The sequence below is a fragment of the Desulfosediminicola sp. genome (assembly GCF_048381775.1).
Lineage (GTDB): Bacteria > Desulfobacterota > Desulfobulbia > Desulfobulbales > Desulfocapsaceae > Desulfopila > Desulfopila ganghwensis.
Genome location: NZ_JBLXGE010000003.1, coordinates 333,241 through 354,679 on the forward strand (window position 1 = coordinate 333,241; position 21,439 = coordinate 354,679).

16 protein-coding genes are annotated in these 21,439 nt (G+C 48.4%); 4 read left to right on the top strand and 12 right to left on the bottom strand.

The genetic code is table 11. The annotated features are described in order from the left end of the window. Positions 1-61: 61 nt before the first annotated feature. The 4 genes from ACN5NT_RS06925 to lon form a co-directional block, all read right to left on the bottom strand. The gene (locus ACN5NT_RS06925; protein ID WP_419174951.1) at positions 62-1,810 is read right to left on the bottom strand and encodes a hypothetical protein; all 1,749 of its coding nucleotides are present in this window, start codon (positions 1,808-1,810) and stop codon (positions 62-64) included. A gap of 124 nt (positions 1,811-1,934) precedes the next feature. Beyond that, positions 1,935-3,581 carry an NAD+ synthase gene (locus ACN5NT_RS06930; protein ID WP_419174952.1) on the bottom strand — a complete coding sequence of 549 codons (1,647 nt, stop codon included), beginning with the start codon at positions 3,579-3,581 and terminating at the stop codon, positions 1,935-1,937. Positions 3,582-3,714: 133 nt separating this feature from the next. Next, entirely contained in the window at positions 3,715-4,758 is a 1,044-nt protein-coding gene (gene mltG / locus ACN5NT_RS06935) for an endolytic transglycosylase MltG (RefSeq protein ID WP_228721348.1), read from the bottom strand. Between the two features lie 32 nt (positions 4,759-4,790). Then, positions 4,791-7,217, bottom strand: coding sequence for an endopeptidase La (lon, locus tag ACN5NT_RS06940; protein WP_419175038.1), 2,427 nt, complete (start codon positions 7,215-7,217; stop codon positions 4,791-4,793). Positions 7,218-7,599: 382 nt separating this feature from the next. On the opposite strand from lon, the gene ACN5NT_RS06945 reads away from it, so the two are divergent. Both ACN5NT_RS06945 and proC read left to right on the top strand, forming a co-directional pair. Then, a complete protein-coding gene (locus ACN5NT_RS06945; protein ID WP_419174953.1) occupies positions 7,600-8,403 on the top strand; it encodes a hypothetical protein in 804 nt (267 codons plus the stop codon). A 271-nt stretch (positions 8,404-8,674) separates the two neighbouring features. Then, complete coding sequence (gene proC, locus ACN5NT_RS06950; RefSeq protein ID WP_136798286.1) at positions 8,675-9,526, top strand: pyrroline-5-carboxylate reductase; 852 nt, start codon at positions 8,675-8,677, stop codon at positions 9,524-9,526. A gap of 87 nt (positions 9,527-9,613) precedes the next feature. Here the strand turns inward: proC and ACN5NT_RS06955 are convergent, their stop codons facing one another. From ACN5NT_RS06955 to ACN5NT_RS06990, 8 genes are all read right to left on the bottom strand, one after another. Continuing rightward, entirely contained in the window at positions 9,614-9,844 is a 231-nt protein-coding gene (locus ACN5NT_RS06955; RefSeq protein ID WP_136798287.1) for a hypothetical protein, read from the bottom strand. A 318-nt stretch (positions 9,845-10,162) separates the two neighbouring features. Continuing rightward, a complete protein-coding gene (locus tag ACN5NT_RS06960; protein ID WP_419174954.1) occupies positions 10,163-13,297 on the bottom strand; it encodes an NAD-glutamate dehydrogenase domain-containing protein in 3,135 nt (1,044 codons plus the stop codon). Between the two features lie 89 nt (positions 13,298-13,386). Then, a complete protein-coding gene (gene sucD / locus ACN5NT_RS06965) occupies positions 13,387-14,262 on the bottom strand; it encodes a succinate--CoA ligase subunit alpha (RefSeq protein WP_136798289.1) in 876 nt (291 codons plus the stop codon). Between the two features lie 26 nt (positions 14,263-14,288). Then, positions 14,289-15,449 carry an ADP-forming succinate--CoA ligase subunit beta gene (gene sucC / locus ACN5NT_RS06970; protein ID WP_419174955.1) on the bottom strand — a complete coding sequence of 387 codons (1,161 nt, stop codon included), beginning with the start codon at positions 15,447-15,449 and terminating at the stop codon, positions 14,289-14,291. A gap of 89 nt (positions 15,450-15,538) precedes the next feature. Further along, positions 15,539-16,087: a 2-oxoacid:acceptor oxidoreductase family protein gene (locus ACN5NT_RS06975; protein ID WP_136798291.1), complete on the bottom strand. Its 549-nt coding sequence runs from the start codon at positions 16,085-16,087 to the stop codon at positions 15,539-15,541. Continuing rightward, positions 16,084-16,893 (bottom strand): 2-oxoacid:ferredoxin oxidoreductase subunit beta, encoded by an 810-nt coding sequence (locus ACN5NT_RS06980; protein WP_419174956.1) that lies wholly within the window; start codon positions 16,891-16,893, stop codon positions 16,084-16,086. The genes ACN5NT_RS06975 and ACN5NT_RS06980 overlap by 4 nt, the downstream gene beginning before the upstream one ends. A 2-nt stretch (positions 16,894-16,895) precedes the next feature. Beyond that, a complete protein-coding gene (locus ACN5NT_RS06985; RefSeq protein WP_136798293.1) occupies positions 16,896-18,044 on the bottom strand; it encodes a 2-oxoacid:acceptor oxidoreductase subunit alpha in 1,149 nt (382 codons plus the stop codon). Next, positions 18,034-18,303, bottom strand: coding sequence for a 4Fe-4S dicluster domain-containing protein (locus tag ACN5NT_RS06990; RefSeq protein WP_419174957.1), 270 nt, complete (start codon positions 18,301-18,303; stop codon positions 18,034-18,036). Before ACN5NT_RS06990 ends, ACN5NT_RS06985 begins: the two co-directional genes overlap by 11 nt. A gap of 605 nt (positions 18,304-18,908) precedes the next feature. On the opposite strand from ACN5NT_RS06990, the gene ACN5NT_RS06995 reads away from it, so the two are divergent. Both ACN5NT_RS06995 and nadA read left to right on the top strand, forming a co-directional pair. After that, a complete protein-coding gene (locus tag ACN5NT_RS06995) occupies positions 18,909-19,580 on the top strand; it encodes a GntR family transcriptional regulator (RefSeq protein ID WP_167495810.1) in 672 nt (223 codons plus the stop codon). Positions 19,581-20,371: 791 nt separating this feature from the next. Beyond that, the gene (nadA, locus tag ACN5NT_RS07000) at positions 20,372-21,421 is read left to right on the top strand and encodes a quinolinate synthase NadA (protein WP_419174958.1); all 1,050 of its coding nucleotides are present in this window, start codon (positions 20,372-20,374) and stop codon (positions 21,419-21,421) included. Positions 21,422-21,439: the final 18 nt, after the last annotated feature.

Genomic DNA, 21,439 nt, shown 5'->3' on the forward strand with positions numbered 1-21,439 from the left:
TCAAGAACCTTAAGCTGGTTCTTCTTCAGACCTTCTATATTACCTGTAACGATACCTATGACTATTCTCCTGCGTAATCAGAGTGAATTGGTGCTTTTTCCGTTCCTTCGGGGGCCGGCACCGAGACTTTTGCCTTAGTGCTTCTCTCGCACACCATGCCGGCCTTGTAGGTTTTCCAGATCGGGTCGGAATAGGAATCATGACAATCCACACACAACCCGACCCGTAGTATTTTATCCAGCTCTGCTTTATTAAACGGTCGAACGTTATGGCGGGAACCATGCTGTAACTGTTCACCATCTATGGTCACCCAGGCATCAAACGGCACCGTGCGCCCACTGGCTGTCATTACACCCTGCTCAACGCCTGAAAATTCGAGTTTGCCGTCCTTCTCATATATTTTTCCTTCCCCCAGCCCGACTGTCTTGGGGGATGAATGGCAATCAACGCAATTGCGACCTTTTTCCTGGGTAGTATGGGGATTAATAGCAGCCATGGTGAACCTGTTGAACCCGCCCGCGTCGTCGCCGTCTTCATCAACCAGAGTGACTATATCCTGGCAACCCGGAGTGACTATCACGACCTCATCTTCCCATATTCCAAGCATGGGCTTCTCGTAGCGTATATACGACCGGCCTTCTTCCCACATGCCGGACGTCTCTTCTAGCGTCAGCTTATCGAGATGTTTCTTACGCTGATCCTGCTTTACGTGGCAACCATAACACTGCGGTACCCAGGTTGAGTGACACGACTCGCAGGTGACCCTCTTATGTGGCTCAAAATCACATACACCGGGTTTAGGGCCATTGAGCGGCCGAATGCGATCATCAATTTTACCCTGCAGGGCAACTTTACCATCGGCATCAACCAGATTATTCAGTTTATCCCCCTTTCGGGTGGTACCTGGCGAGTCAGAATGGCAGACGATACAGGAAATCTCCAGCTGGTCCTCGTAATGTGCGTAGCTGGTGCCATCCCCCATAATCTCATTTCTGGTATGACAATCGATACACTGCATTCCTTTGCGGTGATGGACATCGTCGGCAATTTCAAGGTAAAAGCGGGCACCCGGCAGCTGCTTACTGCTCATGCCACCTTTCTCAAACGGAGCGCCATACCCTTCTGACTCGAAAATGCCAATATATGATAAGCCGATGCGCCCGGATCGATTATGACAGCGAATACAGTTAGTCTGATCTACGGCGGCGGTAATGAGCGGGTGGGGTTTCTTCTCTTTATCTTTCTTTTCCCTCACCACATCATCGCCCTGGAGGCTTTGAACCGTCTCTACGGTTTCGGCTGGTTTCTGAAAATGACAGGCTGTACAGCCCCCGCCCTTTTCGTTAAAGAAATCAGGGGCACCCGGGAGATCATTTTTTTGCTTCCATAAATGGCAGGTGGCACACAGCTTTCTGTAATAGTCGAGTGCGAGAGAGGTCTCACCGCTCTCCAGTAATTGCTCCACTGTCAGATCGGTATCCTGGGAATCTGATTCGCCCCAGTAATAGAGCAGAGTACCGAGAATACCTCGATTTGTCGCCATAAGTGAGTTTTTCACCTTATGAGCATCTGTAGGATGGCAGCCCTCAACAGAACATGTTTTTTCTATGGTCCTGAGGTCACCCGGGTTTATCACCATGCCAGCGTGGGCTTTTTCTTTGGTGATAGCAAGCGGGTCGCCAAGATGACACGGTGCACAACCTATCATTTTGGCATCGTGAAAAGTATCGAGTTTGACATCCTCATGGCAGGAAAGGCACATATCCACCGAACCTGCGGCAGTTAAATAGAGCTGGTCAGGCCGTTTCAACCCAACCTCCTGTATCACAAAAAACGCCAACACTCCAAGAAGCAGAATAAGTGCAACGACCGGACCCCGCACTCCTTTACTTAATATTTTTTTGGTATGATTTGCTGGCATCGTTGCGATTACTCTAGCCTCGATATCTTTGAGTGGTCGGGTACCTTCTACCGCATCCGAAGGCCTTGGTGGTCACCTTGAGTCCCATGGGCGCCTGCTTACGTTTATACTCATTAATGCGCACCCGATGAATAATATCGTGCACCACAGCCTCAGCATAACCAAGATCGATAATTTCCGTGATGCCCTTCCCCTCTTCCAGGTAAAGCTCGAGAATAGCGTCGAGTATCTCGTATGGCGGCAAATCATCCTGATCGAGTTGATCAGGCTTCAGCTCTGCGGAGGGCGGCTTTTCGATTATACGCTCCGGTATGATCTCCCGCGCAATGTTCACAAAACGCGACAGCTCATATACAAGCTGCTTGGGAACGTCAGAAATTACCGCAAGCCCACCGCTCATATCTCCATACAGGGTACAGTATCCAACCGCCATTTCACTCTTGTTGCCAGTGGTCAGCAACAGATGCCCGAACTTGTTTGACAGAGCCATCAATAAATTGCCGCGGATCCGCGCCTGAAGATTCTGCTCGGTAAGATCGTGTTCAAAATCGGCAAATAATGGCGACAGACTTTCTTTAAACTGATCAAACAGCGGGGCAATGGGTATAATTTCAAAGCTGCAGTCAAGATTTGCTGCAAGCTGCCGGGCATCTTCAAGTGACTCACGGGAGCTGTAGGGCGATGGCATCGCTACACCAAGCACGTTTTCTTTCCCCAGGGCTGCAACTGCAAGCGCCGCAGTCAAGGCAGAGTCTATTCCCCCTGAAAGTCCAATCACAGCTGATTTGAATCCACACTTGGTAACGTAATCCCGCACTCCCAGCACCAACGCATCGTATACTGTGCTGATGGTCGGCGGATCGACCTGGGCGTGCATATCTCCACGCCAGTTATCAGTATCAACAATCACCATATCCTCGGCAAAGCCAAGCGACTGGGCAACCACCTCACCTTTTTGGTCCATGGCCAGACTGCGGCCATCGAATATCAGGGAATCCTGCCCGCCGACCTGGTTACAGTAGAGGAAGGGCGTCTCATAATCATTGCAGTAACGCTTAAAGATTGAGCGACGGGTGTCCTCTTTGTCTCGCTGGAAAGGAGAGGCGCTGATGTTGATCATCCCGCTCAGCTTAACCCCTTGTTCATTCGCCTTGTTATGGATTTCGGCCAACGGATCAACTGTATAATCATGCACTTCATGATGCCAGACATCTTCACAGACGGAAACACCGAAAAAGTGACCATCCAACTCATACAGTTCAGACGGGGAACCGGGCTCGAAATATCGTGTTTCGTCAAAAACGTCGTAGGATGGAAGAAGCTGCTTGTGTGCCTTGAAAACAACCTCGCCGTTTCGAACAACAACTGCGGAGTTATAAAGCGGTTTACCCCCCCCTCCAATCCTTTGTTCTATGCAACCAAACATAACGTCGATCGCCGGCAAAGAATTAATGAGAGCCACTTTAGCCTTTTCATGATCGCGGACAAAGGACTGACGTTCCAGCAGATCCTGCGGGGGATAGCCTGAAATTGCCAATTCAGGAAAAACAACCAGTTTACAGCCTTTGATGTATGCCTCCCCGGCATAATCAATCATTTTCTGGCAGTTGGCGGGGAAGTCCCCAAGGACCGGATTTATTTGAACAAGAGCAATTTTCACCTTTTACTCCAAACTCCATCATTATCTGCCATACAGGAGAACAAAATCCACTTCATTTTCACTCTACTATGAAAAGAAGAGAACCCGTCACGCCCGACCTTGCAGTTGCATCTCAATCTTTACAGGTTTTGAACTATTTTTTCCGCTGATATTTTTGTACAGCCCGGTTGTGATCTCTGAGATTTGTCGAAAATTGATGAGTTCCGTCATTTTTCGAAACAAAATACAGATACTTGGTTTCAGCCGGATTCAAAACAGCATGCAGCGCGTCTTTCCCCGGGTTGGCTATGGGGCCAACCGGCAATGCTGGTATAACATAAGTATTATAGGGCGTGGTTGCCCTCAGTTGCGATCTGGTGATGGGACCGTTGGCACCCTCTACACCATACACAACCGTCGGATCAGACTGCAGACGCATGCCTTTTTGGAGTCGGTTATGAAAAACCCCGGCAATCAGTGGTCTCTCGGATGGCGCCCCGGTCTCTTTCTCCACTATGGAAGCGAGGGTGACCGTATCGGCCATATCAGGTGCGGAAGCGAGATCTTTTGTCAACTCGCCCCAGATTGTATGAAAACGTTTGACCTGCATTTCGATGAGCTTACGGGGGCCATGTTTACTGCGGGTCAGATAGTAGGTATCCGGGTAGAGGTATCCTTCCAGAGAAGGCATCTCACCGAGCCCCAGTTCCTCTATAAAAGAAGGATCTCGCGAGAGCTTGATATATTCATTGGCCTCACACCACCCCTGACCGGCAAAGATTTCAGCAATTTCTTCAATTTTCAAACCTTCCGGGATGGTAACGCTGTGCTGGAGAGGAACAGCTTGAACCAGAAGGTCAATCACTTCGAGGGGATTTTTCCCGGTGGCAATGGCAAACTCTCCTGCCCTGAGTTTGCCTGAGACGCCAAGGATCCTGGTAAAGATCAGGAACCGGATATCGTCCTTGATCAGACCTGATTCTCCGAGAATGGCACTGATTCCGCGTACGGAAGTTCCGGGTGGAATATCGATGATAACCGAATCTGTCTTGATATCGGTGTTGCGGCCCATCGCATAACTGCCAAGCCAAACAACTATGCCAATGGTGATAAGAGATAGAAAAAGGGTCGTCCAGAGGACGACCCTTTTAAATAATCGGAATGTTGTTTTCGGGCTACGTTCTGTAATTTCGTTCACTGCTTATCGTAACTGGAATCCGTTGCTTTAAATTACTTCTTACCGGTGGAAGCCTTCTTGGTACTGGGAGTGGCCTTGGTTTTGGCTTTGGCTTTTGCTTTTGCTTTTGCTTTAGTTTTGCCAAAAGCAATCTTCACCACCTCATCCATATCCTTTACAGGGAAAAAGTCCATCTTGTCGCGAATATCCTGAGGAATATCTGCAAGATCCTTTTTATTCTGCTCAGGTATAATCACCTTGTCGATACCAGCTCTCAGAGCAGCCAGGGCCTTTTCTTTCAGACCACCGATTGGCAGAACCCTGCCCCGTAGAGTCACCTCACCGGTCATGGCGAGTTTACCGACAACCTTCTCCTTGACAATCGCAGAATAGAGCGCTGTTGCCATGGTAATACCGGCAGATGGCCCGTCTTTCGGAATAGCTCCTGCAGGAACGTGAACATGAAGATCAATCTTATCGAAGTAATCCTCAGCAACTTTCAGATCTTCTGAGCGGCTTCTGCAATACGTGAGCGCTGCCTGGGCAGACTCTTTCATCACATCGCCAAGCTGGCCTGTAAGGGTAAGTTTTCCTTTACCGGGCATCAGGTTCACTTCGATCTGCAGGATTTCCCCGCCAACTTCTGTCCAGGCCAGACCGGTAACAAGACCGGGCTGCTCCAATCTCTCGATCTCAGACTCCGGAATGGTCTTTGGTGGTCCAAGGTACTTATCGATGTTATTCTTGCTCACGGTGTACGGTCCGCGTCCACCTTCAGCAACCTTACGGGCAACTTTTCGACAGACTTTACCGATTTCCCGCTCAAGATTTCGCAGGCCCGCCTCATAGGTGTAGTGAGTGATTACCTGCTGCAAAGTCTCATCAGTCATTCGCATGTGTGAGGGCTTCAGACCATTTTCCTTGAGCTGTCGCGGCAACAGATACTTGCGGGCGATAACTGTCTTTTCCTCAAGGGTGTATCCGGAAAGTCTAATCACCTCCATCCTGTCCAGGAGTGGCCCGGGGATGGTATCTGACATATTTGCCGTGGTGATAAACATCACCTTGGACAGGTCCAGCGGCAAATTGAGGTAATGATCGGAGAATTCTGAGTTCTGTTCAGGATCAAGTACCTCGAGCAGGGCCGACGATGGATCGCCCCGGTAATCTGAGCCGATCTTGTCGATCTCATCCATCATGAAAATCGGGTTGTTCGAAGCGACAGTCTTCAAGCCCTGTACGATACGTCCAGGCATTGCACCGATATAGGTACGTCGATGACCTCGAATCTCAGCCTCGTCACGCATACCACCGAGGGAGATACGATGAAACTTACGTCCCATTGCTCGTGCTATCGACTGACCGAGAGATGTTTTACCAACACCCGGAGGGCCTACAAAGCAGAGAATCGGGCCCTTGGTGGATTCGTTGAGTTTGCGAACAGCAAGGTACTCAAGAATACGTTCCTTGACCTTTTCCAGGCCATAGTGATCCTCATCAAGAACCAGCTTGGCCTCGACCAGATCAAGCCGGTCCGTGGTCGATTTATGCCAGGGAATATCGAGAATCCAGTCTATATACGTGCGGATGATGGTCGCCTCTGAAGAATCAGGGTGCATCATCTCCATACGACTCAGCTGCTTCTGCGCCTCTTTCTTCACGTCCTTAGGCATCTTGGTTTTCTTGAGTTTTTCCTCAAGTTCCTCGATCTCCTGGGCACGCTCGTCGGTATCACCAAGCTCTTTCTGGAGTGCATGAAGCTGTTCCCTGAGGAAATATTCCCGCTGGGATTTGCTCATTTCCTCTTTGGCGTCATTCTGAATCTTGGCCTGGACAGTAGAAACCTCAAGCTCTTTAGAAAGCAGCTGATTTACCAGCTTGAGACGCTTTACCGGGTCAACCTCCTCAAGAATCGCCTGTGATTCGACTATTTTCAGGCGCAGGTTTGAACCTACCAGATCAGCAAGACGACCTGGGTCCTCTATATTGTTGATGATCATCATCAGGTCTGCAGAGAGAATGCCGCGTAGAGACATAATTTTCTCAGTCTGCTCTCTGACCGTGCGCATCATCGCTTCGACTTCAACCGAAATTTCTTCAGCCTCTACATCCTCTATGACTTCAACTGCAACTTCATAGGACGGATCCGTACGGGTGTATTCCTTAATGCGTGCTTTCGACATCGCCTGTACCAGAACCTTCAAACGGCCATCCGGCATTTTCAGGGTCCGCATAACCATACACACCATACCTACGTCATACAGGTCATCTTCCTTAGGATCATCCTTTGTGGCATCCTTCTGGGTAACAAGCATGAGGAGCTTGTTTGAATTCAAGGCTTCATTCACAGCCTCCACAGATCCTGGACGACCCACAAATAGAGGAATGATCATGTAGTTGAAAACCACCACATCCCGCACTGCCATCATCGGCAGCACTTCGGGGATTTCCATGTCCTCATTACTTGAAAAATCATCCATGCTAATGCTCAAAGAATCATTAAATTCCACACATACCTCCTGACAGCACTGCCGAACCTCGGGTCTGAACAGGCCAGTTCACTTTTTATGAAAAAGGCAGGGTAACCCTGCCTTTTTCACTCCTGATTCAAAATATATTTTACATAATATAAATATGCTATCTCAAAACAGCCGAAAAAACTAAACATCTGAAATACATTGTCAAGACATGATTCTGAAATCATTTTACTGTTTTGCATTTTTACTTGAACTCAGGCCCGATTTTTATGATAGTTTGATCTTAGCCGACCGACCTTTCACTAATTTTGCCGTAACCAATCGATTATTCAATCATCTATACAATCACAGTTTACCGTTAATTTTAACTCGGAGAAACGGACACATGCTCAACGCAGAATCACTTTTTGACCTCTCTGATTTCACATACGCCGATGTATTTATTCAAAACGACTATGCCTGGGTTGCACTCAACAATCTCAAAAGTTACATGGACTCAATACACTACCCGGAACTCAACAAAACTCTGGTTCCCGATGGTAAGCCTCTGGCTGAAACTATAATTCTACATGAAGGGAAATGCATTAGCGCAGATGAAATAGAGATAGTGTATGGAGATACCACCAAAGGCGGTCTGAAAGCAACCAGAAATAACGAAATTCTTGAAGGGGCCTCAGTTATTATGGCCGGTGCCATTCTTACAGGGGAGCGTATTGCCATTGGTAAAGGCGTACTTATCGAGTCCGGTGCAATGGTTAAGTCCCCCACAGTTTTAGACGACTGCTGCGAGGTGCGTCAAGGCGCTTATGTTCGCGGTTACTGCCTTGCCGGCAAGCGTTGTGTATTAGGCCATACCACCGAGATCAAACATTCCATTTTCCTGAATGACGCCAAAGCGGGCCACTTTGCTTATATAGGTGATTCCATTCTCGGAAATAACGCCAACCTCGGTGCGGGTACAAAATTTGCCAATCTGAAAATGATCAAAGGAAATGTTATCATACGCTGTAATGGAGACAGAATAGACACCGGTCGCCGAAAATTCGGCGCAATACTTGGAGATGAATGCCAAACTGGATGCAACTCCGTTACCAACCCGGGTACTGTATTTGGTAAACAATGCATGCTCTTGCCCAACACAACCTCCCCGGCAGGATTTCACAAAGCCAAATCACTTATCCGCAAGTAGTTTCATCGGTATTTCAAAATATACCGATTTCTGAATCTGCCACACCCCCGCTCACGTCTGCACCCTGCGCAACTGAATAATAGCCTTTCACCAGGTTATTATTCAGTTGCTGTTTATAGGTATATCACTGACGGGTCATTCTTTTTACCTTGACGAAAATCTGTTGAACAACGTACATTAATCAGTAATTCCGCATATCCAGTAAATAATCCCTCCCCGAGCCAGTCAGCAGGTCCGGATTTTCCAATTCGCAACAAGGAGTAGTATTCGCATGTTAACTGATAAAAAAATTGGACTTATTGGCGGCGGCAATATGGCAGAAGCTCTCATCAGCGGGCTCGTTATGTCAAATGCCGCCCTTCCTGAAAACATCATCTGCTCCGATATCAGGCAGGAACCACTTGACGAGCTCAAGAAAAAGTATGGTGTCTGCACCACCACCGACAACCTCGAGGTGGCAAGAAGAGCCGAAATACTCATTTACGCCACCAAACCGCAAATCCTTGCCACTGTACTCAAGGAAACTTCCGAAGTTCTCGATAAGAGCAAACTTATCATCTCCATCGCCGCAGGCGTTCCGCTGGCAGCAATCGAAGCTGGCCTGCAGAAAGAGCTTCGGTTGATCCGGGTCATGCCCAACATCTGTGCCTTTGTTAAAGAAAGCGCCACAGCAATCGCAGCCGGCAAGTTTGTCGAGGATGGAGATATTGAATTGGCCAAGGCTATTTTCGATTCGGTGGGCATCAGTGTCTTCATCAAGGAGAACATACTGATGGATGCCTTCACCGGCCTGAGCGGTTCCGGACCTGCCTATGTCTTTCTCATTATCGAAGCAATGGCCGACGCCGGAGTCAAAATGGGACTTTCCCGCAAAGAATCTCTGCTGCTCTCCACCCAGACAGTTATGGGTTCAGCGAAACTGCTGCTGGAGTCCAATGAGCATCCGGGACAGCTGAAAGATCGTGTAACCTCACCGGGCGGTACCTCAATAGCAGGTATCCATACCCTGGAAAAGGGTGGTCTCAGGACTACAATCATGGATGCCGTCGAAGCGGCAACCAACAGGTCCAAAGAGCTGGGTGAAATGATGATTCAAAGCTTTATTGAATCAAACGGCAAATAATTTCACGTACAATTCTCCAAATTCAGCAAAAGGCCTGCAGATAGTACACACTGCAGGCCTTTTGTTGGTATACGGTCATTTTATTTCTCAGACGGAAATAGTCCTCATCCCTTCCCTGGTAATAAGTGACCGCATCCCTTCTGAGTCACTTTCGACCATTCCCATGCTGTTCATGATTTTGATAAGCTGACAGGTATCCTTGACACTCATGTTCAACCGCTTGGCAATGATACCCGACTCAACAACTTGTGGATGCTCGTTCCTGAGATTCTCCACCAGAATATTCAACACCTGCTGTTTGTTTGCTAAAACTGACATAAGCCTCACGCTATAAAACAAATAGTTATTCAAAGATGCGGCGAAACCAGCCCCACCGCACCGTCACCACTAATCACCCGTATCTGATCTGTTCGCTAACCCGAATTTCTCATCAGTACCGGCGGGCTCAGATCCAAAGTTTTCGGCTGTAAATCGTGTTAAACTGTTTTTACAGCCAAAACACTGAAGAATTTGGCACCGCATGGTCTGACTTCTAGTGAGCATTCTGTCGAAATTATTATCCTTTTCGCTATTCCCAAAGAATTGAAAACGTATTGTCTTCTTCTATTTCAACAAAATGCTCATGAGCAAGTCGGGTTAAACCGCAAAGGGTTTATACAGCGCACCGGGGAACGAGTCGCTCACCTCCTTGAGATATTCTTGCCAATCAATTCCGAACCGATAGTATGCCATTGAGGCAATTTTCTTGGTCAGAATCGTGTTTCTATATGTTTGAAGCTCTTCCGAACTGAAAATTCTGAGTATCGAATCCCGTCCGAGAATTTCGATAAGACCTTTCGGGATGTAGTGCATGAGTACCTGCCAGACCAGTTCCTCGTCTGCCACAATTTCCTCAATCCGCTCGAAAAGTTCTTCCTGAAAAGCGAAAATCCGTTCACTGGTTCTCTCACTCAGGTCAAAAAGCGGTACCATCGGATCCTTGTCGTAATGCTCAAGCAGCATTTTCGCCTCTATCGAAGCATACCGTTCGACCAGTTCGATCATGTCCCGAATCAGCGCCCACCGGTTATCCACGTTGTCAAGAAGCTGCTCTTCATACGAATCCTGAAACAGGAAGGCCGTGAGAACCTCGGAGACAGAACTGCTGTACACCCCGCCCTTGTTGGCAGAAGAATCCTTGATCTGCTGAATATCGGTGGTGAGGGCAATATAGCGCCGAGCTACATCGTCAAAGAAAACGTTCGCTCCTTCCACGATAAACTTCAACTCCCTGAACAACTCCAGGAACTGTTTGACGTTGCCATGATTGATGGTGTCTTTGAAGCCACCACAGGGAATGAAAACTGTGATATCTGCTTCTTCGATGTACTTCCTGTTTGCCGGATTCGAGAGGAAAGTCCGGTGGAACAGTGCTCCATCCTCAACCAGTGTGCCATCGGGCAAAGTGACATTTGTGCTTCCCAGCGGCACCATAAAGCCCTTCTTGCTCAGCTTTTCAGTGGGGAAACCCAGAGAGTTGACTCGGGGATCGCTGTTTCGCATAAAACCGATCTTCATCAACTCTTTCTTGTCGAGCCCTTCAGGATCAAACAGGATGGAACCACCATCTATGATCAGACACACTTTACCTTTGTAACACTGGATCTCGTTGGCACCGAGGTCTCCATCCGGCCCACCGGTGATCATCAGATTGAGATTTTCCTCCTGTTCACCATAATGGCTGATCAGGCTGCGGAAACTGCTCATCACCGAAGTAGTGGTCATACCGCTCAGCACGATCTTGCCGCCTATCCGCTGATAAATCTCGTCCATATCGTTGGTGACCATTACAGATTCACCATCAATCTGCAGATCGACACCTTCTTCGCCCCGATTAAAGAGGCCAAACAACTCGCCGCTGGCCAGAACTCCATAGGTATCATGGGGGATTCCTATGGACTTGCCAGTGGTAATCGTTCGCCAATAGGGATAGCCGCGCTCTTTGGCTCTCACAGCCACCGCATCCATGAGCGGCGCTGTACCCTCATCCGGCCCGAAGAAGATCAAATCCGGTTTACCGTAGTAATCGACTATGGAATCATCGAGTAGCATCAGGTCCATGATGCCCTCGGTGTAATCATAGAGAGCCTCCAGGCCGTAACCGGCATACTCAGGGTGAGGAACAACAACACCCTTTGAACCGCTCTCGCATATATCCTTATGCTTGAGTCGCTGAGCTTTCGGACCAAGGGCATAATTGAGCAGCACCGCGTTATCGAGCTCTGAATCGTAATTCGCCCTGGAAACCCGTATGAGTCGAAGACCGCCTCGGGCGATATCACCAGCTCGCAGGTGGGTACCGCTGGCATAATGGCCATTGACGTAAAAAATGCCAAAAACAAACTGATTGAAGACCAACGGATCGAGAATGGAGTTGTCGAAACGGAAACAGAAAGAGCGTTTCTCCTCCTTGTAAAAGTTGGTTTTCAAGGTGCAACTGACGATTTTGAACATGAACTTGAAAATGTCATATCCAAGACTGAAATCGATGAATCTGGACGAAATAATTTTATCGTATTCAAGCCACTTCGCCTCAATCTCACCGTCCTTGAGCCGCTCCACTGCTCCTGGCTTGAATTTGCGTTCGAAAAGCGCATAGAGGAATTTGACCAGATCCAGGTTTTTGTTCACCATCTCGGTAATCAGCCGATCACCATAAATTGACTTATTTGAGCTCTGCAGCCTTTTGGCGAAAGCATCCTGGTGGTCTTTACTGGTCAGGCTCTCGAGAATCTCCCTGTCAGTGGCGTTTTCACTCTCCTTATATATGAATAGATGAGTGAAATCGATGGCATTGCCACCAAAAAGCATCTCCTGATAGCTCAAATCTCCCGCAATATAGGCATCTTTAATATCACTTACTGAAAACGAGAGAAAACAGCGAAGATCGGCAAGCAGAGCGTTCTCCATGGTCCGGGTAAGCTCACCCTGAATATAGAGCGCACAGACCGATGAAGGGGTGCTTGATTTACTCAGGTACGGCTCCCAATAAGCTCGAACCAGGGTGAGGCCGTGGTCTTCAAGCAGCCTACGCAAAAGCGGCAACTGAGGCTTTTCAAAATCGCTGTTATACATTAAACGGGTTTCGCCGGTCTCAGGCAGGTTAAACACCTCAATATGGGGAACTACAGCTTTCTCACATTTTTTGAGAAAGCTTTCGTAACGTTTTCTGGTCGGCTCCGGAGTTATGGCATAATCCCCGGCAAGAGAAAACAGAAACCTTGAGCCGGTATACTGTTCCTTGGGAAAGTCGGCCACCGTTTCAGGCCGAATAATATATGTGAAATATTTAGATTCAGGAGAGTAATAATATTCCCTGCGGTGCCCTGAAATCTGGTCTTCAAGCACCTCCTCCATCGAATCACGGGTCTCATCGGTGGCAATGCGAATCTTGCCAACGCTTTCCCCGTACGAGAGATCGAAATCGATATTGGCAACACGACCATAGAGAGTGACACTGCCCTCAACGATCTTGATACTTGTTGCGATTGATTTAAGCAGGTGGACAAGAGAGTCTTTCTGGATATGCTCGAAGAAGTAACGCGGCAATCCAAGATCCTCTAAAAATATACCTGCCGCGATATTAATGCAGTTTGCAGTAATCAACCCCTCCGTGGAGAGGTCAATTACTGCCTCATAAAGCAGCCGGGGATCGAGTCCGACCCCTTCTGCTTTTCTGATAATATCTGCTCCTTGAGCGACTGGTCCTGAAGTGTTGATAATCGTGTTCATGGTACCCTCCGGTAGAGTACTCTAAAAGTATCGTTATCCCGACACTGTTCAGTAAAAATGCAGCTTATTATTGATCAGCGACATTTTGATTACAGGCCAAATGTATCTTTACAAACCTGACCGATAAGGCCGAGGTTTTCACAAACGGTGATACCATTTTCGCGCATGGCCTCGATCTTCGCCTGGCCGGTACCGCTGCCACCGCTGATAATCGCGCCTGCATGGCCCATCCTGCGCCCCGGAGGAGCTGTCAAGCCCGCAATAAAACCGACAACTGGCTTGGTAACATGCTCATTAATAAAAGCTGCAGCTTCCTCTTCTGCATTACCGCCAATCTCGCCGACCATCACAATTCCCCTGGTTTCAGGATCGGCCTCAAAAGCTGACAGCACATCAATAAAATTGGTACCGTTTACCGGGTCGCCACCGATACCTATGCAGGTGGTCTGGCCAATACCGAGCTTGGTAAGCTGATCGACGACTTCATAAGTGAGTGTTCCTGAACGGGAAACAACCCCAACCGGACCGCCAGGCTTATGAATTGAACCCGGCATAATACCGATCTTGCACTCACCTGGAGTAATAATTCCGGGACAGTTCGGACCAATCAGCCTGCACGCTTTGCCTGCCATGAAGTTTTTCACTTTCAGCATGTCCATTACCGGCACACCTTCGGTGATCGCAATTATAAGCTCAACTCCACCATCAACCGCCTCCATGATGGCATCGGCACAAAAAGCTGGTGGCACAAAGATCATAGAGGTGTTGGCACCGGTTTGCACTACTGCTTCACGAACCGTATTGAAAACCGGAACACCATCCATCTCCTGGCCGCCTTTACCCGGTGTCACTCCGGCAACAACCCGGGTGCCATAGGCAATGCACTGACGGGTGTGAAACTGCCCTTCCCTGCCGGTAATACCCTGCACCAGCAGCTTTGTTTCCTTATTTACGAATATAGACACAACCTAACTCCCTGGTTCGATTTCGTTTATTTAACCGCAGCAGCAATTTTCTCAGCAGCATCTTTCAGGTCAACAGCGGTCAGCAGATTCAAGCCGGATTCGGCAAGAATTCTTCTTCCCTCCTCGACATTGGTGCCTTCCATCCGCACTACGACCGGAATGTTCAGCCCTACGCTTTTAGCTGCCTGCACAACACCTTCGGCAAAGACGTCGCAACGGAGAATGCCGCCGAAAATATTGATCAATACCGCTTTTACTTTCTCATCACGCAGGATGATACGCAGACCGTTCTCAACCATCTCCGCAGTAGCACCACCACCAACATCCATAAAGTTGGCGGGCTCGGCACCTGCTTTTTTGATGATGTCCATGGTCGCCATGGCAAGGCCGGCACCGTTAACGATATTGCCGACATTTCCGTCGAGGTTGATGTAGTTGAGGTTAAACTCAGATGCTTCTACTTCCAGGGGATCTTCTTCGTCTGTGTCACGGTAGCTGAGGATATCCTTGTGTCTGAACAAGGCATTGGAGTCTATGTCGACCTTGGCATCGAGGGCCAGCACCTCGTCACCGCCGGTGATGATAAGCGGATTGATCTCGACCAGGGAGCAATCTTTTTCCACGAAGAGCGTGAACAGATTACGAACCAGACCGGCAAAACTTTTCTGGACCTCTTTAGGAAGATCAAGCCCGAAAATGAGTTCGCGAAGATGATATCCCTGCAGGCCGAGAAGAGGATCGACAGCCACTTTGATGATTTTCTCAGGAGAGCGCTCAGCCACCTCTTCGATATCCATACCGCCTTCTCGGCAGGTCATGATCACAACTCTGGCAGAATCGCGATCTACCAGCAGGCTGAGGTAGAGTTCTTCCCTGATATCCTGCCCCGCTTCAACAAGCAGTTTCTGAACCAGACGGCCTTCGGGTCCGGTCTGGGGAGTAACCAGATTCATTCCCAGGATTGCCTCGGCATGCTCCCGGGCTTCCTCCTGTGACTTGGCAAGCTTTACTCCACCGCCTTTACCGCGTCCGCCAGCGTGGATCTGAGCCTTGACTACAACCGGATAACCGCCCAGACCACCTGCGATTTCAACAGCCTGGTCTACAGTAACTGCTGCCTTTCCTTCCGGTACAGGAACATCATATTGCCGAAAGAGTTCTTTTGCCTGATACTCGTGAATTTTCATAATTCCCTAAATACAGTGGATATAAAAAAAGCCGGGTGCAGAACCTGTTGTATGTCCCTTTCACCCGGCCTGAAATACCTCGTTACTCTTTAGTACAACTTGTTTGCCAGACCAAGTTCGTAGCCGATGCCCAAAGCGGTTTTGTTCATTTCAACAAAATCTTTCGGCACCCGGTCGGCAATTGCCTTCATGACAGAATCCGGCTTCACCAGATCTGCAAGACCTATCAGAGCGCCAAGCACACAGATGTTGAAAACAATCGGCTTACCGATCTGCTCCATAACACTTTCGTACATGGGCAATTCAACCTGTCTGGCATCCACATTCTTCGTCGTTTCCACAAATCGTGTATCGGTCAAAAGAGTGCCGCCAGGTCGTATCTCCGGTGCATAGCTGGTATACGCCTTCTGAGTAAGGCAGACCAGAATGTTGGGTTGTGAAACAACAGGAAAGTTGATTTCATGCTCAGAGATGATAACATCACTTCGTGTCGTCCCGCCTCGCGCAGCAGCGCCATAACTCTGGGACTGGGTGGCGTTCATACCCTCATGGATTACCGCCGCTTCTGCCAGAATAATGGCTGCGGTAATCACGCCCTGGCCTCCGGAGCCTGAAAAGACAAGTCGTGTACGTTTCATTTGGACGCCCCCTTCATTGCAACTTCGATAATCTTGTCATACTCTTGGCAGTATTCCGGTCTCTCCTTCTGCACGAAAATACCACGTCCCAGCAATTCAGGGTTCTCCTCGAGAGTCTTTGAGCCGACCGGTGCGGTGATGTTCTTGTAGTTTTCCATCATCGCGGCGGCATCTCCACCCTTATTTTTACGGCCAAAATGGGTCGGACACTGGGAGAGAATCTCAACTACAGAAAAGCCCTTATGCTGAATCGCCTTTTTGAGCAGTTCTGTGGATTCCTTGGCGTGATACACGGTTGAGCGCGCTACAAAGGTTGCTCCTGCGGCGGCTGCCAGATCAACCACATTGAAATCATTATCAATTGTAGTATATGGGGCGGTAGTTGCCTTAATGCCACAACCGGAGAGTGGAGAGAACTGACCTCCTGTCATACCGTAAATACGGTTATTCATGACTATGGCGGTCATATCGATGTTTCTTCTGGCGGCATGTATGAAGTGATTACCACCAATTGCCAGTGCATCGCCATCGCCCATGGGCACCAAAAGGGTGAGTTCAGGCTTGGAAAGTTTCACACCTGTGGCAAATGCCAGGGCTCGACCGTGGATTGTATGCAACGAGTGAAAGTCAACATATCCGGAAATTCTGGCTGAGCAGCCGATTCCGGACGTCATGACGATATCGTTTTTGTCCAGTTCCAGCTGCTCCACTGCGCGGAGCAGAGAGTTCAGCACGATGCCGTGTCCGCATCCCGGACACCACATATGAGGGAAAAATCTTTGTCTGATATAATCTTGAACAGCCATTGTTAAATCCCCCTCCCCTGGATGACCCGAAGAAGTCTCTTGATGTCAGAAGGTGTGATGAGTTTGCCGTCGATACGGTTTGCCAGAAATACTTTTTCCGGATTGTCTACAGAAGCTTTTACCTGTGCCATTACCTGACCAAGGTTCATTTCAACAACAACAACGGACTTCGCCCTTGAACATTTTTCGCGAACCAGATCATGTGGAAATGGCCAGATTGACTGAAGCTCTAACACGCCGATCTTCTCACCTTTTTCGCGCCTGTTCTTGGCAAGATGAATAGCAGATCGTGCTGAAGATCCGTAAGAAACCAGAATGTATTCCGCATCATCGAGAAAGTACTCTTTATAGCGGGTAATCTTCTCGATATTTATATCGATCTTGTCCACCAGGTGTCGCAGGAGTTCATTGACTACCTGGGGACTGGCTGATGGAAAGCCCCACATATCGTGGTAGAGACCGGTTACATTGTAACGATGCTCGCCACCAAAATCAGACATCGGCAACCGCCCATCTTCACGAGGCAGATATGGTCGGTAATCAACACCTTTAGGCACGGAGGTACGAAGGCGCTCGACAAGTTCGATCTCACCAGCTGCCGGAATTTCCAGCTTTTCACGCATGTGGCCAATCGCTTCATCAAGCAGGAGAATTACCGGTGTACGGTAGGTTTCCGCCAGGTTGAAGGCATCGATTGTCATTTCAAACACATCCTGATGATTGGATGCGGTAAGAGCAATGATGGCATGATCACCATGGGTACCCCAACGAGCCTGATTGATATCACCCTGACTCACATGGGTTGGGTTACCGGTGGATGGGCCGCCACGCTGCACATTGGCGATAACGCAGGGAATCTCTGCCATGCAGGCGTAACCGATGGCTTCCTGCTTGAGAGAGAAACCCGGGCCGCTGGTCGCGGTCATTACTTTATGGCCAGTCAGTGAGGCACCGATAATAGCGCACATGGAAGCTATTTCATCTTCCATCTGAATAAACTTGCCACCCGCCTGAGGCAGTCTCTGGGATAGTACTTCAGCGATTTCTGTGGACGGAGTAATGGGATACCCCGCGTAGAAGTCGACACCAGCGTACAACGCCCCTTCCACACAGGCTTCGTTACCCTGAACAAATTTGATCTTATTTTCCATTTTCCCCTTCCTGACTTGTCAGCACAGTAATTGCGAGATCCGGACATCGCAGTTCACATAGTTTGCACACAATGCAATCCTCAGGCCGAGCAACCGTCGCCTTCTCCTTTTTGTCAAGTTCAAGAACATTTTTGGGACAGAGCGCAATACAAATAGAGCACCCTTTGCACCAGTCCCGGTTGATTATGATTTCCTGAAGTTTTTGCCTCGCCATAACCTTTTTTTTAACGGATTTTTCCGTCCCTCGTTGGTGATGCATTTGGACTATTCATTATGAAGAGTTAAAATGTTAATTTTATCCCTCCTGTTAGTACCATTTTGATGTATTTTGCACTTCATATGAAACGAAAAACCGAAACCCGGTTTCCTCCGCTTCCTGGCTTTTTAACACCGTGCATTTGCACACTAACAGCAAGACCCCCAAAGGAGTCCTCGAACTGCTGCAAAACAATGCATTGTATACATTTTCTGCACACCGGACAATTAGCTCTATGGAATGCCTATGTCAATAGTTTTTTATGCATCCTCTCAGAAAGATTTTTCTTTTGATATCAATGCCTCTTTTTCACCCGATAACTCTTGACGTTTCACCATTCCTACAGACGCTTTCAACCTGACATATTCCTCCATCTCCCTGCAAATATTCGTGCACTTTTTTTGTACACAATCTGTGTGTCTTTTTTTTGAAGGTATGCTATAGCTTAGAGAATTCGCCCATATTTACAACAAATTGGGGGGGGCGGCAAACTCTGTCATAAACAGCATCTATGACATTCAGACATAACCTTGGATATGAGCCTGGTTCTGTCTCTGAAGGATCTTTGGTCAACTCTTTTATTATCATTTGTACTCAGCAGGTGGAGAATGGGAGCAGTTCATAAAAATTCAGAGGAAGAAGTCTACGCAAAGATTAAAAACGCAATTCGTAAGCGTTATATCAAGCAAGGCAGTCAGCTCGTGGAGATCACACTGGCCCAGCAACTCGGCGTCAGTAGAACTCCAGTCAGAAGTGCCATCAAACGCCTGGAATCTGAAGGTGTAGTAAAATCGATTCCCAACCGGGGCGCTTTTGTGATCACCCCCACGAGCCAGGAAATAGAGGAAACGTATCAGGTACGCATGGAGCTGGAGCAAATGGCTGCACGCCTTACGGCAGTCTCCATATCCAGCAAGCAGGTAAATGAACTGCTGGATCTGGTCGAGCGTGAGAAAAACATATTCGACTGGACCAACCTCGACGAATATGACGTATTAAATGCCAGCCTGCATCTGAAAATAGCCGAATTTTCAGGCAACAATGTATTGTATTACTATGTCAAGGAACTGCTTGACCGCACCAGAATCTACCTGATTCTCTTCGATCCGTTCTTTAAGTTGGAATACAGCCCCACAGTTGATGCACATCTGGGAATTGTGGAAGCTCTCTCCAGACACGATGTGGAGTTATCTTCTTCATTGGTTCGGGACCATCTTCAAAGCTCAGTAGATGGTCTGGAAAAAGCTGAAGTTATGCCTGAAGATTATCTATCGCTTTGATTATCAAAGTAATCACACATTGGCGATAATTCGTTACAAATCAGGCAAATATCGTAGAAAACTGAGTGTCATGACAATTGCGCACGCTGACACCACGGTTTTCTCAGTAGAGCTTTGCCTGTAACTGGTACATCTTCCATACTTCAAGCCTGCGATTCTTGCCCGCCCATCCTTACATGGGCCAGCGCTGCAAGGAACTCGCTGCCGATATCCACATGGGTTTCGTCCCTCCTGGGCGGTGCCCCCCTGTTTTCGACATGTCAGTGATGAATGCAACCAAAACGAATGCGTCCTCCTTATTGTGATTTGAGGTTGCATCATTTTTAGTAGCCGTTTAAAACACTAAACGAGTAACCTCAGGAAATATCCGCCGAATAGATGTTGTTCTTTTCAGGCTCTGTTTTCATTATCTTCTTCACCGCTCCTCCCGACAGACATCTATGCTGATAGAACTCTTTTTAGTGGGGAACTGCAGGAGACAGGAACTACACTCTTTCCCGGTATTGCCACTGCAAAACGTTATCGCAGGCAATTTTAGGGAAAATTACAATACCATTAGACTTACACTATTTAATATGTGATTATTTCCACAATAATAGCATGTTGTACCATATACCGATTTGTATTCAGTTGCCTTTCACTGCCGATTACGAGTTGGCATATTATGAAAACCTCTTGACAGCAGCCCCCTACAGATGCAGGATATTCTGCTGATTACAACAATCGCCGTACAGTAAATACAATTCTAGCCAACCCCAGCATAATAATCGCTTTACACAAAGGTTATTCCTATGTCGCATCCTAACGCTGACGCCCCTATCATTCCCGAAGTACATGTTCCTGATAACCCGGTCTGGCCCGCACTCGGCGAGACCGCAACCAAAACTCTCAAGGCAGATATCAAAAAGATGCTGCAAGAGCAGAACGCGGTACTGGTCGCCCACTACTACACCGATGGTGAAATTCAGGATCTCGCAGAAGAAACTGGCGGTTGCGTAGCTGATTCACTTGAAATGGCCCGCTTTGGAACAGAACATGCTGCCGAGACCCTGGTCGTGGCCGGCGTTCGCTTTATGGGAGAAACCTCGAAAATTCTCAATAATGAAAAGCGGGTCATAATGCCCGATCTGGCAGCCACCTGTTCACTCGACGAAGGGTGCCCCAAGGAAATGTTCTCCCAATTCTGCGACGCACATCCGGAACATACCGTGGTGGTTTACGCCAACACCAGTGCGGAAGTGAAAGCTCGCTCTGACTGGGTGGTTACTTCCGGTATTGCCCTGCCAATTATCAAGCATCTGGCAGAGAAAGGTGAAAAAATCCTCTGGGGACCAGATAAACATCTCGGTCGCTACGTTCAGCGCCTTACCGGAGCAGAGATGATTTTCTGGCCAGGCTCCTGTGTCGTACACGAGGAGTTTCGCTCAGTAGCTCTTGAACGATTAAGAAAACTTCATCCTGATGCAGCCATTCTTGTTCACCCTGAGTCACCGGAACAGGTTGTAGACCAGGCTGATGTGGTAGGATCAACCACCGCCCTGATCGATGCTGTCAAGACTATGGACCATCAGGAGTTCATAGTCGCCACAGATGCCGGAATTTTTAACAAGATGCGCCAGGTAGCACCAGACAAGGTCTTGCTTGAAGCACCAACGATGGGTGAAGGAGCAACCTGCCAGAGTTGCGCACGATGCCCCTGGATGGGTATGAATTCCTTGCAGAATCTTGCCGAGGTGCTAAAAAATGGCAGCAACGAAGTTGAAGTTTCGGCCAACCTTGCTGCAAAAGCCAGGCTGCCGATTCAGCGCATGCTCGATTTTGCCAAAACAATGCGAAAATAAGCTGCTCCTGTCCTTACC